This is a genomic window from Pseudomonas sp. BS3782 TE3695 (genome assembly GCF_050435305.1).
In the GTDB taxonomy this organism is placed as follows: domain Bacteria; phylum Pseudomonadota; class Gammaproteobacteria; order Pseudomonadales; family Pseudomonadaceae; genus Aquipseudomonas.
The window spans coordinates 863,341-882,423 of sequence record NZ_JBNDKB010000001.1 but is presented as its reverse complement, the minus strand read 5'-3'; the positions used below and the strand labels follow the sequence as shown (position 1 = coordinate 882,423).

15 protein-coding genes are annotated in these 19,083 nt (G+C 58.2%); 11 read left to right on the top strand and 4 right to left on the bottom strand.

Annotation, left to right across the window (positions count from 1 at the left end; all coding sequences use genetic code 11):
* Positions 1-131: 131 nt before the first annotated feature.
* A complete protein-coding gene (locus tag ABH909_RS03915; RefSeq protein ID WP_429430658.1) occupies positions 132-4,727 on the top strand; it encodes a dermonecrotic toxin domain-containing protein in 4,596 nt (1,531 codons plus the stop codon).
* Here the strand turns inward: ABH909_RS03915 and ABH909_RS03910 are convergent, their stop codons facing one another.
* A complete protein-coding gene (locus ABH909_RS03910) occupies positions 4,728-6,278 on the bottom strand; it encodes a PLP-dependent aminotransferase family protein (protein WP_429430656.1) in 1,551 nt (516 codons plus the stop codon).
* Positions 6,279-6,368: 90 nt separating this feature from the next.
* Between ABH909_RS03910 and ABH909_RS03905 the strand changes: the two genes are divergently transcribed.
* From ABH909_RS03905 to ABH909_RS03895, 3 genes are read left to right on the top strand one after another with little or no spacing between them, the layout of a single operon-like run.
* Entirely contained in the window at positions 6,369-6,992 is a 624-nt protein-coding gene (locus ABH909_RS03905) for an FMN-binding negative transcriptional regulator (protein WP_429430654.1), read from the top strand.
* A 9-nt stretch (positions 6,993-7,001) separates the two neighbouring features.
* Positions 7,002-7,448, top strand: coding sequence for a GNAT family N-acetyltransferase (locus ABH909_RS03900; RefSeq protein WP_253545906.1), 447 nt, complete (start codon positions 7,002-7,004; stop codon positions 7,446-7,448).
* A gap of 17 nt (positions 7,449-7,465) precedes the next feature.
* The gene (locus ABH909_RS03895) at positions 7,466-8,134 is read left to right on the top strand and encodes a GNAT family N-acetyltransferase (RefSeq protein WP_429430652.1); all 669 of its coding nucleotides are present in this window, start codon (positions 7,466-7,468) and stop codon (positions 8,132-8,134) included.
* A gap of 90 nt (positions 8,135-8,224) precedes the next feature.
* Here ABH909_RS03895 and ABH909_RS03890 read toward each other — a convergent pair whose 3' ends face one another.
* Together ABH909_RS03890 and ABH909_RS03885 are read right to left on the bottom strand one after the other, a co-directional pair.
* The gene (locus ABH909_RS03890) at positions 8,225-9,175 is read right to left on the bottom strand and encodes a homoserine kinase (RefSeq protein ID WP_429430650.1); all 951 of its coding nucleotides are present in this window, start codon (positions 9,173-9,175) and stop codon (positions 8,225-8,227) included.
* Between the two features lie 59 nt (positions 9,176-9,234).
* The gene (locus tag ABH909_RS03885; RefSeq protein ID WP_008076254.1) at positions 9,235-9,522 is read right to left on the bottom strand and encodes a DUF2782 domain-containing protein; all 288 of its coding nucleotides are present in this window, start codon (positions 9,520-9,522) and stop codon (positions 9,235-9,237) included.
* Between the two features lie 74 nt (positions 9,523-9,596).
* Between ABH909_RS03885 and polA the strand changes: the two genes are divergently transcribed.
* Complete coding sequence (gene polA / locus ABH909_RS03880) at positions 9,597-12,365, top strand: DNA polymerase I (RefSeq protein ID WP_429430647.1); 2,769 nt, start codon at positions 9,597-9,599, stop codon at positions 12,363-12,365.
* Positions 12,366-12,664: 299 nt separating this feature from the next.
* Here polA and yihA read toward each other — a convergent pair whose 3' ends face one another.
* The gene (gene yihA, locus ABH909_RS03875; protein WP_123500515.1) at positions 12,665-13,306 is read right to left on the bottom strand and encodes a ribosome biogenesis GTP-binding protein YihA/YsxC; all 642 of its coding nucleotides are present in this window, start codon (positions 13,304-13,306) and stop codon (positions 12,665-12,667) included.
* A 191-nt stretch (positions 13,307-13,497) separates the two neighbouring features.
* Between yihA and ABH909_RS03870 the strand changes: the two genes are divergently transcribed.
* The 6 genes from ABH909_RS03870 (at position 13,498) to ABH909_RS03845 (ending at position 19,079) form a co-directional block, all read left to right on the top strand.
* On the top strand, positions 13,498-13,788 hold the full coding sequence (locus ABH909_RS03870; RefSeq protein ID WP_038980343.1) for a c-type cytochrome: 291 nt from the start codon (positions 13,498-13,500) through the stop codon (positions 13,786-13,788).
* 46 nt (positions 13,789-13,834) lie between these two features.
* Positions 13,835-14,446: a c-type cytochrome gene (locus ABH909_RS03865; RefSeq protein ID WP_429430645.1), complete on the top strand. Its 612-nt coding sequence runs from the start codon at positions 13,835-13,837 to the stop codon at positions 14,444-14,446.
* Positions 14,447-14,643: 197 nt separating this feature from the next.
* Positions 14,644-15,285: a thiol:disulfide interchange protein DsbA/DsbL gene (locus ABH909_RS03860; RefSeq protein WP_429430643.1), complete on the top strand. Its 642-nt coding sequence runs from the start codon at positions 14,644-14,646 to the stop codon at positions 15,283-15,285.
* 14 nt (positions 15,286-15,299) lie between these two features.
* Positions 15,300-16,160: an endonuclease/exonuclease/phosphatase family protein gene (locus tag ABH909_RS03855; protein WP_429430641.1), complete on the top strand. Its 861-nt coding sequence runs from the start codon at positions 15,300-15,302 to the stop codon at positions 16,158-16,160.
* Positions 16,161-18,194, top strand: coding sequence for a diguanylate cyclase (locus ABH909_RS03850; protein ID WP_429430639.1), 2,034 nt, complete (start codon positions 16,161-16,163; stop codon positions 18,192-18,194).
* Positions 18,195-18,299: 105 nt separating this feature from the next.
* Positions 18,300-19,079 carry an N-acetylmuramoyl-L-alanine amidase gene (locus ABH909_RS03845; protein ID WP_429430637.1) on the top strand — a complete coding sequence of 260 codons (780 nt, stop codon included), beginning with the start codon at positions 18,300-18,302 and terminating at the stop codon, positions 19,077-19,079.
* Positions 19,080-19,083: the final 4 nt, after the last annotated feature.

Genomic DNA, 19,083 nt, shown 5'->3' with positions numbered 1-19,083 from the left:
CAGCATGACGCGCCATCGCGGGTCTTTTTTTTTGTCTGCGGTATTTATCTACCACCTGCCCCGGTTTGCGCCTGGGTACTGTCGGTTCGAAACGGCAGTACCTGCCTCCATTCGCCAACCGGTTCCTGACCATGACTGAAAACACCCGAACAACCGCTTCGCCACCCATGTTGAATAAAAGCCGCCTGGTGGATCAAACCAGCGGCGGTCCGTCACTTCATGATGCTGCTGCGCAATTTTTGCAAAGCGCCTTGAAGAAACGCTTTCCCGAACAAAACATCGACCCCGACAAAGCCATGCTGGGCTCGCCGATATGGCGCTCGCATGGAGGAGATCTGGTTAGCCACGGCAACCACTTTGAATCACTGACTTATGCGCTGGCACGTTTGGCCTATACAAAAACCACAGCCAACTACATCGAGGGCGAACATTTCCTGACCCTGACGCCCCATGCCAGCGACCCCATTCACTTACCGGTCAGTATGGACGCAATCACCAGCCTGCTGAATGAACACGCGCCATCGCTGTTCCTGGCCTTCGAACAGCGTCAACTGGACTACTGGAATGAAACCGTCGACCAGCTGCCGCGCTGGCAAACGCTTTCCAACACCTTGCAAGAGGCACTCGACGTTCAGTCTGTCACCGGCTGGGACGCGGATGAATGCCGCCTCGGACGACTCGTTTCACAATACCCTGACAAGGCGCTGCGTCCGACCACCGGCAGCGGACTGTCCAATGTCCGCGCCTGCCTGCTCGATCTCGACATCGGCTTCGAAATGGCAGAGGGCAACAGCGCCCGGCACTTGATGCTGCCGGGCGCGCTGGTGCTGAGCGCAACCATTGGCACCCGTGAACTGATCGTGATGTATACCATCAGCAATGGCTACGAATCGTTCGATTCCCTGGAGCAACTGGGCATTGTCCTTCCGCAGCGAATCGACATCGATCTGAGCGGCCAGAGCCTGAAGTGGCGACTCTATGAACCCGAGGAAAACATCTTCGATGCCATGGTCTGGGCGCTGATAGGCACTCAGATTGATTCCATTGAGGCGCTCGATCCGGCCAGTCGTTCGCCATTGGCCAGATTTACTTCCTTGCGGGATGAAAGCACTACGATCAACGCCAGAGACAACGCGCGCGTCGAACAGCTGGAAAACGCGATCCCCGAATGGCTATTGGCAGGCTCACTCGACGATATCCAGGCCTACAGCGGCTACCTGACCAATCTGGGATCTCTCAGAGGCGAGTCCGACAGCGATGTCTTCAATGTCGAAGACATACCCCTCATCGATACCTACGCCCAGCAAAAAATGTGCGATGCCATCCTCGCCGACAAAACCGACGAAGATACAGCGGACCTGCGCCTGAATGACATTCGGATCATCGTCACCCACAGCTTTGAAGCCGGCGGTTTCACCCTCCCCGACCCGCGTACCCGTAGCGTCGAAACCCTGGGTGAATTCGCGCTGCAAAATGTTCGACCGTACAGCGCAACGGTCGCCTATGCCGATGGCACAGCCGCACCCGTCTGGATGACAGTGACGTTCCTGTTGCGCATGGCCAACGAGATCAACATCGGCGAAACCTACCCTCAGCTGATCAAGCGCACACTCATCGACGATCCGGTGCAGGCTCGGCGCCACAAGGCCCGTTACCGTCATCAGTGGCCATTGCTGCTGTCGTTGCTGGCCCTGGAATGCAAGCTCAAGCAACAGGGCGGGGTCGATGATCAGGGTTACCGTCAGATCTGCCAACTGATGGAGTCGATCGAAACCAACGCGCCACTCGCCGAGTGGCCGGTGCAGATTCGCCCGTTGGCATTCATGCCCCACTATCGTCTTGGCAACACGCCAGACACCGTCGCGAACATGTACATCATCGCCCCGCGCGCGGGCTCGAGGGGCCCTTGCCTGCTTTATCAACCGTTGCTGGATCATCCGTTGCGCCAGTTCCCTTCCGAACAGAACATGCTGTATGCGTTTTATCAGCCGGGCGAACTGCGCGACTCGATTCTGGCCTGGCTGCCCACCAGCACGTTGAGTTTCGAATACGCCCAGTATGTGTTTTCCAGCGGTATACCCTCGCCCTGGACCATTACCGAACTGGCTTTCGAACCGTTTATCCACCTCGACCTGACCGCTTCCGTCAACCTGACAAACACGCCGCTGAGCGGCGATATTCTGACGACCCTGTTCACCCGCAATAGCCAGGCCATGGCCGAGCTCGCCGACCGCCAATCGACCTCCAACGCCGAACGTCGCTGGGCGCTGCTGGGTGACAGCGGTTGGGCGATGTTCAGCGTGGCCGCCAATTTTCTCAGCGGTTCGGCGGGCACCGCGGTCTGGGTCTGGCAAAGCATCACCCAGATCCAGCAGGCGCTGGATGCCCATGAGCGCGGCGACACGATCGTCGAGTGGTCTTCAATTGGCGATGTTCTGTTGACGCTGGGCATTCTGCTCACGCAACGGGTCGCGACGCGGCGCATTCGCTTCTCAAGTCCCCTCAACGAAAATGCCTCGCAGAAACGGCCATACATGGACGAGCTACTCACGGTCCCTACCGTCACCCAGCCCCCGACGGTCACACATGACGCGACCCCGCTCAGTGCCGAACTGCCCGAAACGCACCTCTCCACCCTCGCGCCCGCCACGCTTGGCCGTATCAATGCAGGAGCGCGATTTTTACAGCAGATCAATCGATTCCAGGTCCCGGCGCCGAATCTTCCAGACGGTGCACAGGCCAATGCCAACCATCTGCATGAACTCATGGGAAAGCTGTATGCCAAGGTCGGTGAACGCTGGTTTCAGGTCAGTGCCGAAACGGACGAACCGGTGTTCATCGTTGATCCGAACGATCCCGAGCGATCCGGTCTCAGTGTGAAATTTGACGAAGCTACAGATCGATGGCACTGGGACCTGAAGCTACGGTTGCGTGGCGGCGGCCCGACTGGTCGGATCGAAGCCCTGCGGCGCGAAAAAGCCCGGAAAAAAGACGAAGCATGGGCCGCCCTGCATTTGTTCATTACTCAGGAAGCTGCTGGCAAAGCCCGTTTGGACGAGGCCTTGCAACACCTGGAGAACAACGACGTATCAGCGACGGAGTCCGATGCAGCCATAACCACTTACACCACAACTGCCAATGAGCTGGCCAGTGGATACGCCCAGGCGCTGGAAAACCTCGAAAAATGGCGAGAAGCAGGAGGCGCAGGCGTGTTTTATCAGTCTCAGCTGATGCGCTTCACCATTGAACAGCATCGTTGCCTCAGCAGCTGGCTGAGAATGAAGATGCGCGAGTACGCGAAAGTCGTCGTGCCCCTGATCAGCCAGTCGGAACTTGCGACCACCCTGCCCCGCGCCACGCAGATGGAGGCCGCGCAAAAAGCCATAGTTATCAGTGATGAAATAATCGATCGCCTCGATCGCCTGCACACCTCATTGGACAGGTTGATGACCAACACCGGCACTGCCCGCAAGATCGCCGGCGATCTGAAAAAATTGCTGCCTTCTTTCTCCCGTTACGACCTTCAAGCCAATGAAATCGGCTTGTCCACCGAGCTTTGCCTGCATGAAGTCCCCGACAGCGACATGAGTCAGGTACGTCAGCTTATCGTGCAGATTTTCGAAAGCGCGGCTGACGCAGGTCATACCTTGCGCTCTACTGAAGCCGGCGCGCTGAATGTCGATCAGCTCACGACCCTCGTCGATCACCTGGCAGACGCCGAACGGCGCCTGCAAGAGCTATCCGTCACTTGGCCCGATCATTTGGAACCGGTCCGATTCAAGCGCATTCAAACGTTGGTCGCACAGTTACATAAACTGGCGCGTGACCGTCTGCTCGAGTCGCTTCCAGAGTCTGAAGAAGTACCGATTGCGGCGATGAGCCGACTCGAACCGGTACCTTCCACGTCACGAGCCATCGGCAAGGCGAACAAATCCCGGCCACGAGGGAGTGAAACGCAAAAGACACCTTCTACCGAAAAACCCGAGTCTGTCGAAGAAGTCCCTATCATCAAGGCGGCGACCAGACGCCCGGTACAACCGGCAGTACAGGACGATGAAGACATCATCGCCAACGCGATCGCTCAATCCGTGGAACTCGATGGGTTCATCAAGCGTCTGCGCACCGACGCTCAGCGTCCCTCGCGCATTCCGGCGGACATGCAAGACCTGTTCGATCAACAGGCAACACGACTTGATCAAGCCGCCAATGACGTTGATGCGGTATTGGCTCGCAGAAGGGCCGATTTCCCGGTCGGCCGCTTGAGCACAGAATTGCGCACGGGGGCCGCAAGGTTGCGACGTGAAGGCATCCAGGTCTACAGCGCCATTCTCATGGGACGCAAACCCCGGGAGACCTATCTGGAATGGATGAACGAACACGGTCAGGTAGCGATCGTCAAAGACGAACGCGGCCGCATCAAAACCAGGCAGCGCAAGGACTACTTCCAGGAATACCGAATACTCGACAAGACACATCAGAACAAAGCGTTATGGGTCGCGCACTTTCATTACGACAACCTGACCGATCCGGATGATCAGTTCACCGCCGCTCATCTCAAATTCGCCGAAGGGTACCTGCAAGAGCTGCCAGCCAAGACACGTCAGGAACTGAACACCTTCGATGCGTTGGACAATGCGCTACGCCGGATCGGTAAACCGCAGGTTCTGGATCTGTTTCTGAAACTTGAACCGCAAGCTCCGGCAGGGGCTGAGAACCTGAAGGAGTAGTCAACCGCACCAGACATTGCGCAAACGGGCTAGAGCCGCTTCGATCGCCGGCTCTGGTACGGCTGCAAAACCCAACACCAACCCGGCTCGCTGATCCAGCGGCGTCTGCGAGTCGGGCAACCAGTAACTGCTCAACCCATTGACCTCGATCCCGACGTTTTCGGCTTGTTCGATCAACTCCCGTTCACGGACCACGCTGCTCACGGAAACAGTCAAATGCAGCCCCGCTGCCACACTTGGCACACGTCCAACACCCTCGATATTCGTCGGCCAATGGGCTAAAAGACAATTGCGCCGACTCAGGGCAGCGCGGCGCATGCGACGGATATGCCGCTGGAAATGCCCGGCGGCCATGAACTCTGCCATCACCGCTTGGGTGCTCACCTCAGAATGCCGCACATCCACCGCTCGACGCTGAGCAAACGCCTCAACCAATCCGGGCGGCAACACCAGGTAACCCAGTCTTAATGCCGGGAATGCGACCTTGCCGAAGGTTCCGACATACAGCACTCGCCCTTGTCGATCCAGTGCAGCCAACGGCGCCAGTGGTGCGCCGCTGTAACGGTATTCGCCATCGTAGTCATCCTCGACGATCCACCCTTGGGTACGTTCGGCCCATGCCAACAATTCAAGTCGCCGCGCCAGACTCATGACCACACCGGTCGGGTACTGATGCGAGGGAGTGACATAAGCCAGGCGACAGTCGCTGAGTCTCGCCAATTCGGTGCAGTCGATGCCCTCACTGTCCACCGCTACTCCGTGCAATCGCGCGCCGGCTACCGCGAACGCATGACCCGCAGCTCGATACCCCGGATTTTCAATACCCACCCCATCGCCAGGCTCTACCAGCAGCTGTGCACAAAGGCTAATCCCCTGTTGTGCGCCACTGGTGATCACAATTTGCTCAGCCGAGCACTGCATACCCCGTGAACTGCGCAAATAGGCGGCAATCAGGCCACGCAACCGCGCGTCTCCTGCCGGATCGCCATAACACAGCTGCTGTAAATCCGGTTTACGCCAGAAAGCCGCGTTCAGCTTGGCCCAGACCTCGAAAGGAAACAGATCGAAGGCCGGAATGCCGACCCGAAATGCCCGAGGTGGACCACTGGGAGGCAAGGCCAAATGGTTCTTTTCAACCCGACCCAAAGCACCGCTGTGGATAACTTTACTGGATGAAACCACAGGTAGATCCAGCCAATTTGTGGATAAGGCTGTGGATAACCCTGTTGAAAACCCTGTGGATACTTTTGTGGATAATTTTTTCACCGACACCGCGGCTCGAGGCAATTGCGCGACATAAGTCCCGTCGCCAACACGCCCCTCGATGAAGCCCTCAGCGTAAAGCTGATCGTAGGCACGGACCACGCTGTTACGGGAAATCGATAACGCCGCCGCCAGATCGCGACTGGCTGGCAGTCGTGTGCCGCTGGCCAGTCGTCCGTCGAGCACTCGCACCCGCAGCGCTTGATAAAGCTGACGACTCAGGCCCTGGCGGCGGTCGAGTTCGATACCCGCCGGATTGAACGACGAGGGAAGCGGCGTGTTCGACATGATAATGGACCTATGAAATTGGTCATTAATGGCTCTTACAACAGACCAATAGCCTGCCTAGGATGCAGGCATTCGCCAAGGAATATTTCCATGTATACGCCCAGCAATTTCGCCATCAATGATTTGAATGAGCTGCATCAGCACATCCTCGGCACCCGTCTTGGCGTTTTGGTCACCCACGGTGAGCAAGGCCTGCAAGCCAGTCATTTGCCTCTGCTGCTGAATGCCGACCAAGGCCCGAATGGAACCCTCTACGGCCACTTCGCCAAAGCCAATGCGCAATGGAAGGAACTGCAGAACGGCGCTGAAGCGCTGGTGATATTTGCCGCCGCCGACGCTTATGTGAGCCCAGGGTTTTATCCGACCAAAGCCGAACACGGCAAAGTGGTACCGACCTGGAACTACGTGGCCGTACACGCTTATGGCACTGGCGAAGTGTTCACCGATACCGATCGCCTGCGCGATCTGGTCAGCGCATTGACCGAGCGCCATGAAGCCGGTCGCGCCCAGCCGTGGAAGGTCGCCGATGCTCCCGCCGACTATATCGACGGCATGCTCAAGGCCATCGTCGGTTTTGCCTTGCCGATCCAGCGGCTGGAGGGCAAACGCAAGCTCAGCCAGAACCGTAGTGCCGCAGACATCGCCGGTGTGCGCGAGGGGCTGGCCGCCAACCCTGATGCTCACGACCAGGCCCTCGCCCATTTGATGCGATAAGGAACGAACATGAGTCAGATCGACATCCGCCAGGTTACCGCCGACGATCACGCCGCCTGGCTGCCGCTGTGGCAAGCCTACTTGCGCTTCTACAACACCGAATTGCCCGACGCAGTCACCCAAAGCACCTGGCAGCGCCTGCTCGATCCGAGTGAGCCGACCCATGGGGCGCTGGCCTGGGCTGATGGCAAAGCGGTGGGCATGGTGCATTTCATCTATCACCGCTCGAACTGGAGCATCGAAAACTCCTGCTACCTGCAAGACTTGCTGGTAACGCCAGAAACCCGCGGCACCGGAGTCGGTCGGCAACTGATCGAATTCGTCTACACCACGGCCAAGGCGGATGGCTGCTGCAAGGTTCATTGGCTGACCCACGAAACCAACGCCACCGCGATCCAGCTCTATGAGCGCATCGCCGAACGCCCTGGCTTCATCCAGTTTCGCAAAGCCCTTTAAGGTTCAAGGAGAGCAGCATGTCGATTTCACTCGCCGACTGGAAAGGTGTACCACCACCCTCCGTTCAACTGATCGAAGGGCGTTTCATCCGCCTGGAAAAACTTGACCCGGCGCGTCACGCAGACGGTTTGTGGGAAGCCCTGGAAGGCCCGGGCGCGGATCCGAAGCTCTGGGATTATTTGCCTTACGGTCCTTTCCCGGAGCGCAGCGCTTTCAACGATTGGCTGAACAATCACGCAGCCAACAGCGACCCGTATTTCTTCACGGTGATCGACCGCGCCAGCGGCGACGTGCAAGGTATTCTCAGCCTGATGTCCATTGTCCCTGCTCAGGGCCGCATCGAGATCGGCCATGTGACCTTCGGCGCAGCGATGCAGCGTTCACCGAAAAGTACCGAGGCGGTTTACCTGCTGGCCAGGGAATCCTTTGCCTTGGGTTACCGGCGTCTGGAATGGAAATGCAACAACGGCAATGCCCGCTCCAAGTATGCGGCGCAGCGGTTGGGGTTCACTTTTGAAGGGGTGTTCCGCCAGCACATGGTAGTCAAGGGGCAGAACCGTGACACCGCGTGGTATTCGATTCTGGATTCGGAATGGCCGGCGATTGGCGCGGGGTTCGAGCGGTGGCTGTCTGATGAAAACCAGACGGGGTCGGGGCAGGTGAAAACGTTGGTGGAGTGCCGGTAAAGTCCCAGCAGCAAAAAGATCGCAGCCTTCAGCAGCGCCTACATAGGAATGCGTTTCCATGTAGGCGCTGAAGGCTGCGAGCTTCTGACTTTAAAGCGCGAAAGGCAGCGGTGTGCTGACCTTTTGCCGCTGCAAAAGCCGCAACTGAAATTCCATCGGGTCGTGAATCAACACGTCCTGCCCGGCGAAAGATTCGGCGGCGATCAACCGCGACAACCAGAACCGCACGCACGCCACGCGCAGCATGGTCGGCCATAGCTCCGCTTCGGCGGCGGTAAACGGTCTTAGCGCAGCATAAGCGCCCAGCAATGCCCGCGCCCGAGCGCCATCGAGCTGTCCTTGCTCGTCCGAACACCAATCGTTCAAGGCAATCGCCACGTCATAGAGCATCGGCCCGGAACAGGCGTTGTAGAAGTCGATCAACCCAGTCAGATGGGTGCCTTCGAACATCGCGTTATCGCGGAACAGGTCGGCGTGGATGTTGGCCCGAGGCAGCGCCAGAATTTTCGTCTTCTGTTGTGTGATTTCATCCAGCGCCCGTTGCAGCAAATCGCTTTGCTCGGCATTCAGGTGCGAAAGCAACTGCGTGCCCTCTTCCAGCATCCAGTCCAGGCCCCGATCGGTTTTGCGTTTGATCATGTTGGCCTGGGTCGCCAGGTGCAGATGCGCCAGCAGCTCGCCGACCTGAGCGCAATGCTGCGCGTTGGCGTCCTTGATGTGCTTGCCCGCCAGACGTGGCTGCAACAGCGCAGGTTTGCCGGCCAGCTCGCGCAACGCGACGCCGTCGGTGGTGCGCAGGGCATAAGGCACCGGCAGGTTGGCATCGTGCAGCACGTCGAGCAGTTCGATGAAGAACGGCATCTCCTGCACCGGACCGCGCTCGACCAGGGTCAGAACAAACTCGCCCTGCTCCAGGCTGATAAAGAAATTGGTGTTTTCGCTACCGGCGGCAATCCCCTGGAAATCAAGCAGGCGGCCGAGCCCGTAAGGGGCGAGAAAAGTTTCCAGCTCGGGCCGAGCCAGGGGGGTGAATACAGACATGGTTAAAACTGCCAGTACGGGCGCCGCGACTGCCGGCGCCGATTTAAGTTAGGAGCGGTTTACCACTCGAATATTTTCCACGACGGAATCAGCATATCCGGCTGGTCCGAGCGGATGAAGTTACCGTCGGAGCCATCAGCGCGCACCAGGAAATACGGTTTGCCGACTTTCGGGGTCACCTTGATGGCATACAAAAAACCATTTTGCCGATACTCCTGAATGGTTTTATCGCCTTCCGTGCGGATTGTTACATCCGGGTCTGCCGAAGGCGCGTCGTCCGCCGCCATGACAGCCAATGGAGTGATTGCAAACAAGCCAGCCAGCAACAAGCGATTTAGTGTGCGCATGATAACCTTGTCCCTTTGTCGTCAACGGTCCCGCTATTCTAGCGCCGGACCCGCCGAAAAGGTTGATCCTGCTCATGAGCCAAGCCCCCCTCGTCCTGGTGGACGGTTCTTCTTATCTGTACCGTGCCTTTCACGCGCTGCCACCGCTGACTACGTCCAAAGGCCTGCCGACCGGTGCGGTCAAAGGCGTCTTGAACATGCTCAAGAGTCTGCGCAAGCAGTACCCGGACAGCCCGTTCGCCGTGGTGTTCGACGCCAAGGGCGGAACATTCCGCGACGCAATGTTCGCCGAATACAAAGCCAATCGCCCAAGCATGCCCGACGACATGCGGGTCCAGATCGAGCCATTGCACGCCAGCGTCAAGGCTTTGGGCTTTCCATTGCTGTGCGTGGACAACGTCGAAGCGGATGATGTGATCGGCACCTTGGCCCGCAGCAGTGCAGCCGCCGACCGTCCGGTGATTATCTCCACCGGCGACAAGGACATGGCGCAATTGGTCGACGGGCACATTACCTTGGTCAATACGATGACCGGTAGCACGTTGGACGTTGAGGGCGTGAAGGAGAAATTCGGCGTCGCTCCCGAGCAGATCATCGATTATCTGGCGCTGATGGGCGATTCTTCCGACAACATTCCGGGCGTTCCGGGTATTGGCCCAAAAACCGCGTCCGGCCTGCTGGTCGGCGTGAACGGCGGCCTGGCCGAGCTCTATGCGCAACTGGACATTGTCCCGACCCTGCCGATTCGTGGCGCCAAGACCCTGCCGGCCAAGCTTGAAGAACATAAGGAAATGGCCTTTCTGTCTTATCGCCTGGCAACCATCAAGATCGACGTACCGCTGGACTTCGGCCTCGATGACCTGCATATGGGGCCACCGGATCACGACAAACTCGCCGAACTGTATTCCCTGCTGGAGTTCAAGAGCTGGTTCGAAGAGAACCAGCGCGATGCCAAGCGCGCAGGCCAGGACATTGTCGAGGTCGTCCAGGAACAGCCGGGGGCCGTCGAAGCGAAGTACGAAACCATCCTCGACCAGAAGCACTTCGAGGCCTGGCTGGACAAGCTCGACAAGGCGCCGTTGATTGCCTTCGTCACCGAAACCAATGGCAGCGATGCCCAACATGCACAATTGGTGGGCCTGTCGTTTTCCGTCGCGGCCAACGAAGCGGCCTACATTCCCCTGACCCATTCCTACATGGGCGTGCCGGAGCAACTGGACCGCGACACCGTACTGTTGGCGTTGAAGCCGCTACTGGAAAACCCGAATAAGCTGAAAGTCGGCCAACACGCCAAGTTCGAAACCAACATTCTCGCCAACTGCGCCATCGGTGGCGATCAGAGCAACGGGATTATCGTCCAGGGCATTGCCTACGACACCATGCTCGAGTCTTACATCCTGGACTCGACGGCCACTCGCCACGACATGGACAGCCTGGCGCTGAAGTACCTGGGCCAAAGCAAGACCGACATTCAAGGGATCGCGGGCAAAGGCGTCAAACAGCTGACTTTCGACCAGATCGCTCTTGAGCTGGCAGGCCCCTATGCTGCCGAAGATGCCGATGTCACCTTCCGTTTGCACCTGGCATTGCAGGAAAAACTGGCAGCAACGCCAAGCCTGGGCAAAGTGCTCAACGAGATTGAAATGCCGTTGATGCCGGTTCTGGCCCGAATCGAACGCCAGGGCGCGCTCGTGGATGCCAACCTGCTGGGCGTTCAGAGCGTGGAGCTGGGCGAGAAACTGATCGCCCTTGAGCGTGAGGCGTTCGCCATTGCCGGTGAAGAATTCAACCTGGGTTCGCCCAAGCAACTGGGCGTGATCCTCTACGAAAAGCTCGGTTTGCCGGTAATCAGCAAAACCGCCAAAGGCCAGGCCTCGACTGCCGAAGCGGTGCTGGCCGAACTGGCCGAACAGGACTACCCGCTGCCCAAGGTGCTGATGCAGTACCGCTCGCTGAGTAAGCTCAAAAGCACCTACACCGACCGTTTGCCAGAGCAGATCAACACTCGCACCGGGCGCATCCATACGTCTTACCAGCAAGCCGTTGCCGCTACCGGACGCTTGTCGTCGATCGATCCGAACTTGCAGAACATTCCGATCCGTACCGCCGAAGGTCGCCGCATTCGTCAGGCATTCGTCGCCCCGAAAGGCTACAAGCTGCTGGCTGCGGACTATTCGCAAATCGAACTGCGGATCATGGCGCATCTGGCCAAGGACGAAGGCTTGCTGCATGCCTTCCGCAACAACCTCGATGTACACCGCGCCACGGCTGCAGAGGTGTTTGGCGTCGAACTGGACGCGGTCACCAACGATCAGCGTCGTAGCGCGAAAGCCATTAACTTCGGTCTGATCTACGGCATGAGCGCGTTCGGCCTGGCCAAGCAGATCGGCGTGGACCGCAAACAGTCCCAGGCCTACATCGACCGCTACTTCACCCGTTATCCCGGCGTACTGGGATACATGGAGCGCACGCGCGCTCAGGCCGCCGAGCAAGGTTTCGTCGAAACCATTTTCGGTCGTCGTCTGTACCTGCCGGAAATCAATTCGAAAAACCAGGCCCTGCGCAAGGCGGCCGAGCGCACGGCAATCAACGCCCCGATGCAAGGCACCGCGGCGGACATCATCAAGAAAGCCATGGTAGCGGTGGACAACTGGCTGACATCGTCAGGCCTGGATGCCAAAGTCATCTTGCAGGTACACGATGAATTGGTGCTTGAAGTGCGTGAGGACCTGATCGACCAGGTGCGTGAGGAGATTCGCGTGCACATGAGCAGTGCCGCCCAATTGGATGTACCGCTTCTGGTGGAGGTGGGCGTAGGCAACAACTGGGATGAAGCGCACTGATCGGCCTGAACGACGCCTGTGCTGCGGCCTTATGCCGCAGCACAAAATAACGAAGGGCTATAGTGCGGAAAATGACATCGATTATTTCCAATGGTTTTTGAAAATAGTCTGAACTAAATCCGTTAACCGCCACTCAGAGATACTGAATGGCTGGTGAAGCCCTTCGATGCTCCTATGTTGTGTTAAGTGTTGGCAGATATCTGGACCCCGCCCTAGCGGTCCGGAACTTGAACCCCGGAACTTCTCCCTCCCCATATGAAGTCCGGGGTTTTTTTTGCCTGGCTTTTCACCTCTAAGTCTTACTCGGCAGCCTCGCTGCCCTTGTCCGCCAATTCCATCCAGCCCGCCAGTACAGTGTAGGCGTCTTCCAGCCCCATGCGTTTGGGTGCCGAAAACAGCTGGATTGTGATTGTATCGCCCCAGCCCTTACGGATTTGCGCCTGAACCTTGAGCAACGCATTTTTCGCCGCGCCATAGGTCAGCTTGTCTGCCTTGGTCAGCAAAATATGCATCGGCATGCCGCTGGCGACGGCCCAATCGAGCATCAGCAGGTCGAAATCGGTCATTGGATGACGGATGTCCATCATCAGAATCAAACCTTTCAAACTCTCGCGACCGCCCAGATAGGCTTCCAGGTGACGCTGCCAGTGCAACTTCAACGGGATCGGCACTTTCGCGTAACCGTAACCCGGCAGGTCGACCAGACGGCGTTCATCGTCTAGCTTGAAGAAGTTCAACAGCTGCGTGCGGCCCGGAGTTTTCGAGGTCCGCGCCAGGCTGGCGTGTGTCAGGGTGTTCAATGCGCTGGACTTGCCGGCGTTGGAACGCCCGGCGAAGGCCACTTCAAAGCCTTCATCGTCGGGGCATTGATCGACTTTGGCGGCGCTGAGCATGAAGGTGGACTGTTGGCACAGGCCGAGGATGGGGTTCTTGAGTTGCATGGGATTTCCGATGTGGGCGGCGCCGGGAATGGACGCGGCAAGCAGTGTCGTTTCCGTTTCAGTGACGCCAGTATATAATGCCGCAGATTTTGTGTGCGCTTTGTCCCAGCGTAGGATGAAGTTCACGAGAGCGATTAACCTTGATTGCGCATTAGAACGCAGCACGCTCTCAACCCTGAAAAGGTCGTTTTATGACGAAATGGCTGCTAGCTGCCGGTGTCTTGATGCCGCTTTACAGCGCTCAGGCTACACAGGATCCGGAAGCTGTGTACAACCGTGTTTGTGGTGCCTGTCATTCCGGCCAATTACCCATGGCGCCCCGCAAGGGCGATCAGGAAGCTTGGACGCCGAGGTTGGCGAAAGGTATGGAGACGCTGGTGCAACACGTGACCCAGGGTTTCAAGGCGATGCCGCCGCGTGGTTTGTGCATGGACTGCAGTGCCGAGGATTACCGAGCCATCATCCACTGGATGAGCGAGTAAGCCCGGCCCATAACTCTTTAACCCTTAGCCGTAGTTGGATTAGCTGATGAACAAACTGATCGTGAGTCTGCTGTTGACCGTGGGGATCTCCGGCATTGCCCATGCTGCAGGTGATGCAGCCGCCGGCCAGGCGAAAGCCGCCGTATGCGGTGCCTGCCATGGCCCGGATGGCAATAGCATGGCGCCTAACTTTCCGAAACTGGCAGGCCAGGGCGAGCGTTATCTGAACAAACAGCTACACGACATCAAGTCCGGCAAGCGCACGGTGCTGGAAATGACCGGCCTGCTGACCAACCTGAGCGATCAGGACCTGGCTGATATCTCCGCCTACTTCGCCAGCCAGAAAGGCAGCGTTGGTGCCGCCGATCCGAAAGTCGTGGCGCGCGGTGAAGCGTTGTTCCGAGGTGGCAACCTGGACAAGGGTCTGCCAGCCTGCACCGGTTGCCATTCTCCGGACGGCAAGGGCAACGCGGCTGCGGGCTTCCCGCATCTGGGCGGGCAGCATGCTCAGTACGTTGCCAAGCAACTGACTGATTTTCGCAAGGAAGAAGGCGGCCGCACCAACGACGGCGATACCAAGCCGATGCAGAGCATCGCTAAAAAGCTGAGCGACGAAGAAATCGCGGCAGTCTCCAGCTATATTCAAGGCTTGCACTAAGGCCTGTGATCGAGCGTTGTGAGAGGTGCATGCCTCTTGCAACGTTAACACTCGATTAATCCGTCGATGCAAACATAAAAAGGGTGGCTTTGGCTGCCCTTTTTTGTGGCCGCTGCCGTTACACTACAAACTCAAGCCCGCCAGGATCTGTCTGAAAACAGGTCGCGCGAGGCGACCCAATTGTCCAGGAGTAAAGCATGCGTAATCTGATCATCAGCGCCGCGCTCGTCGCTGCCAGCCTGTTCGGCATGACTGCCCAAGCCGCCGAAAAACCTGCAGCGCCCTATGTCGAGCTGAGCAACCCGGTCCCGGTGGCCGTGCCTGGCAAGATCGAAGTCGTGGAGCTGTTCTGGTACGGCTGCCCGCATTGCTATGCCTTCGAACCCGTTGTTAACCCGTGGGTTGAAAAACTGCCTTCTGACGTGAACTTCGTACGCATTCCGGCCATGTTTGGCGGTCCTTGGGACGCACACGGCCAGATGTTCCTGACTCTTGAAGCCATGGGCGTCGAAAGCAAGGTACACGCGGCAGTTTTCGAAGCGATTCAGAAAGAACACAAGAAACTGACCGACAAAGAAGACATGGCCGACTTCCTGGCGACCCAAGGTGTAGACAAGGACAAGTTCCTGGCCACCTTCGACTCCTTCGCCATCAAGGGCCAGATCAACAAAGCCAAAGAGCTTGCAAAGAAATATGAAATCTCCGGCGTGCCAACCATGGTCGTCAACGGCAAGTATCGCTTTGACATAGGCTCTGCCGGCGGTGCCGAACAAGCGCTGAAACTGGCCGACCAACTGGTCGCCAAAGAGCGAGCGGCAACCAAGGCCGTCGCCAACTAAGCGCGGCACCTGCCATGCGCCGCTGGGGAACTGAACGCATCGTTGGCCTGCATCATCCGCGGGTCAACGAGCATCACCTGGAATCGACGGGGTTGCCCGTGGACAGCCGTCTGCGTTTGCTCAGTTTCAATATCCAGGTCGGTATCAGTACCGAGCGCTATCACCACTATCTGACCCGCGGCTGGCAGCATCTGTTGCCGCACAATGGGCGGGCCGACAATCTGCAAAAAATCGGCAATCTGCTGGGCGACTTCGATCTGGTCGCCTTGCAGGAAGCCGATGGCGGCAGCCTGCGATCAGGTTACGTCAATCAGGTCGAACACCTGGCGCAGCTCGGCGCGTTTCCCTACTGGTATCAACAACTCAATCGCAACCTCGGTCATCTCGGTCAGCACAGCAATGGTGTGCTCAGCCGATTGCGCCCGTGGGCGATTGAAGATCATCCGCTGCCGGGCCCCAAGGGTCGCGGGGCCATTCTGGTGCGCTTCGGCGAAGGTCCGGAGGCGCTCGTGGTGGTGATGATGCACCTGGCGTTGGGCGCTCGAGCCCGTAGCCTGCAACTGGCCTACATCCGCGAGTTGATTGGCGGTTATAAACACCAGGTGCTGATGGGCGACATGAATACCCATGCCAGTGACTTGCTGCAAAACTCCCCGTTGCGTGATCTGGGCCTGCTCGCGCCGCAACTGGAAGCGACCTTTCCCAGCTGGCGCCCGCAGCGTTGCCTGGACCATATTCTGCTCAGCCCCACCCTGACCCTTGAAAAGGTCGAAGTGCTGGCACAGCCCATTTCCGATCACCTGCCGGTCGCGGTAGAGATTCGTCTGCCGGGTTCGCTCACGGCCGATGCATTGCCCGCGTTGAGTCCTGCCTGAATGAGCGACGAAGCACAGCGCTGGAAAGAGAAATACCTCAAAAGCATCGAACAACAAGAAAAACTGGAACGTCGATGGGACGCCCGGCTTGATCTGTTGCGTCGCGGGCTGGTGCGCAGCACCCTTGCCGCAGAAGGAACCGATCGCGCCGTTGATCAATGCATGAAGGAAATGCGTGAAGTCGTACGCACCGATGACATGGACGCCGGCCTGGCGGCCTTGCTGCCGCGCCTGGAAAAAGCCGTGCTCGATTCCGAGCAGCGTCGGGAAACCCGGGTCAATCAAGTCGGTGCTGCCCTGACAGCGCTGGTCTCGCAGTTGCAAGCGTTGCCGCTGCCCCGGGAAGTGAGCCGGCCACTGAAGCATTTCGCCAAGCAGCTGGATGGACGCGTAAGCCAGGCTCGCGAAATTCCGTTATTGCTTAGTGAGCTGAGCGGCTTGCAAGGCAAAGCCTTGAACCTGCTGGAGAACCCTGCCGAACCTGATCGCCCGGGTTTTCTGCAACGGTTATTCAGTCGGGAAACGGAAGAGAGCGTGACACAGCTCGCCGCCTCCACATCGCACATACTTGCACCGAAACCTGTCGAACCGGTTGCGGCCTTGCCGGCCAAGCCCCCACAAGCGACGGTCCATCCCGCACCAGCCGCCGATAAACCACAAGGGGTGTTGCCCACCGTCGAAGCCACGATACCCGCCGCTGTGCCCCCCGAGCCAGCGCAACTTCAGGCGCCAGGCACAATGGCACCTGTGGCTGAAGTCGTGGCCTTCGAGCCGCCCGTCCTTGAGCCGGAAACCACGAGCAGCCAAGTCCCGGAGCTACAAACCCGACCCGATATCGAGCAACCACTGGAGCCGGTTCCGGCGACCGCCCTACCGGCCATTCAGATTATGTCGGCAATCAATCCCGATGAGCTCTGTGCGGTGGCCATCGATCCAGAGCCGTCCGGGCACGATATTCTGTACGCCCTGCCGGACTCGCCGGAGCCGTCCTATAGCTCTGTCGCCAAGCATATCGAAGACACTCTGCTGGGCCTGCTCGATGACCTGGCGCTGCCTGAGCGTCATCGTCCGCAAGCCGAAGCGATGCGCGATCGTCTTCAAAATGGCTTGAACTGGTACGAACTGCTGCCCATCCTCGATGACCTCGCCACATTGATGCTGGCAATCACCGACAGCGGCCAGCACGAATTCGAAGCCTATTTGAAGCAACTCAACGAACGCCTCGAGTCATTCCAGAGCAACCTGCAAGCCGCGAGCGAAGGCCACGCCGACAACCGCTCGGCCGCGCGGGATATGGACACGCAGATTCGCGAGCAAGTCGACGGTTTGCAAAGCAGCATGCAGGAAGCGGCCGACCTTGATGATCTCAAGCGCGTGCTGGAAAACCATCTCGAAGGCCTGCTCGGTACCATGGACCAACACCAGAAGCAGCGCGATGAGCGTGAGCAGGAAGTAGCGGCCCGCCTGCAAAGCCTGGCTGAAAGGGTTGCCCACATGGAGCAGGAAGCCCTGGGCTACCGTGAGCATCTCGAAGAACAGCGCCAGAAGGCGCTGATCGATCCACTGACGGGTCTACCGAATCGAGCAGCCTGGAGCGAACGCCTGGAGCATGAAATCGGTCAATGGCAACAACAGGGCAATACCCTGTTGCTGGCAATGCTCGACCTCGACCACTTCAAACGCATCAACGATAACTATGGCCATCTGGCGGGCGACAAGGTGCTGAAAATCATCGCCAACGTACTGCGCAAGCGTCTGCGTGGCACTGATTTCATTGCCCGATTTGGCGGTGAGGAGTTTGTGCTATTGATGCCTGCCACACTGCCTATGGCCGGCGCGAAACTGCTGGAAACCTTGCGTGCATCGATCGAAGCCTGCCCATTCCACTTCAAGGGCGAGCGAGTCACCATCACCATTTCCATGGGATTGACCGCCTTCAGACCGGGCGAACACAGCGATGTGGTACTTAAAAGAGCCGATCAGGCGCTGTATCGGGCGAAAAACAATGGCCGGAATCGAGTAGAAGCGGGCTGATAGCTAATTGTTCCATTTTGTTTAAAACAGCATTTTTTGCCATCTGCGCGCAAGGCAATACCGTTACACTGTTGCATTATTGTCTTGCGTGTACTGCCTCCCACCATGAAATGTCTTGCTCTTATTGCCTCGCTGCTTCTATTGGCCGGTTGTGCCAGCGGCCCCCGAATCGATACCAGCCACCGTTCAGCCAATTACGACAATCGTATTCAGTTCGTGGTGATGCATTACACCTCCGCATCCCTGGAAACCTCGCTGCAATTGCTGACCCATGGCGAGGTCAGCAGCCACTATCTGATTAGCGACGATAAGCGCGCCACTATTTATAAGCTGATAGATGAAAATTTCCGGGCCTGGCACGCAGGCGAAAGCGAATGGCAAGGCCGGACCTGGCTGAACTCCAGTTCCATTGGTATCGAGATCGTCAATCAGGGCTTTGAGGACACCCCGAACGGGCGTCTTTGGTATCCCTACAGCGAAGCCCAGATCCAATCGATGATTTTCCTGCTCAAAGACATCAGCAAGCGCCAAGGCATCAACCCCCGCCATATCATTGGCCATAGCGACATCGCCCCGATGCGCAAACTCGACCCCGGCCCTCTGTTTCCCTGGAAGCGCCTGGCTGCCGAAGGCCTGGGAATATGGCCGAACGAGCAGGCTGTGGCGCGGCAGCAAGCGCAGTTCGCCGTGCAATTACCCAGCATCAGTTGGTTTCAGGCACAGCTTGCCCGCGTAGGCTATGCCACGCCGCAAACCGGCGAACTGGATGTCGCTACACGCAATGTGCTGGCGGCCTTTCAGCTGCATTTTCGCCCCTCCCGTTTCGACGGCACACCGGACGCCCAGACCGCGGCGATTCTTCAGGTGTTGAATCAGACAAAATAATGAC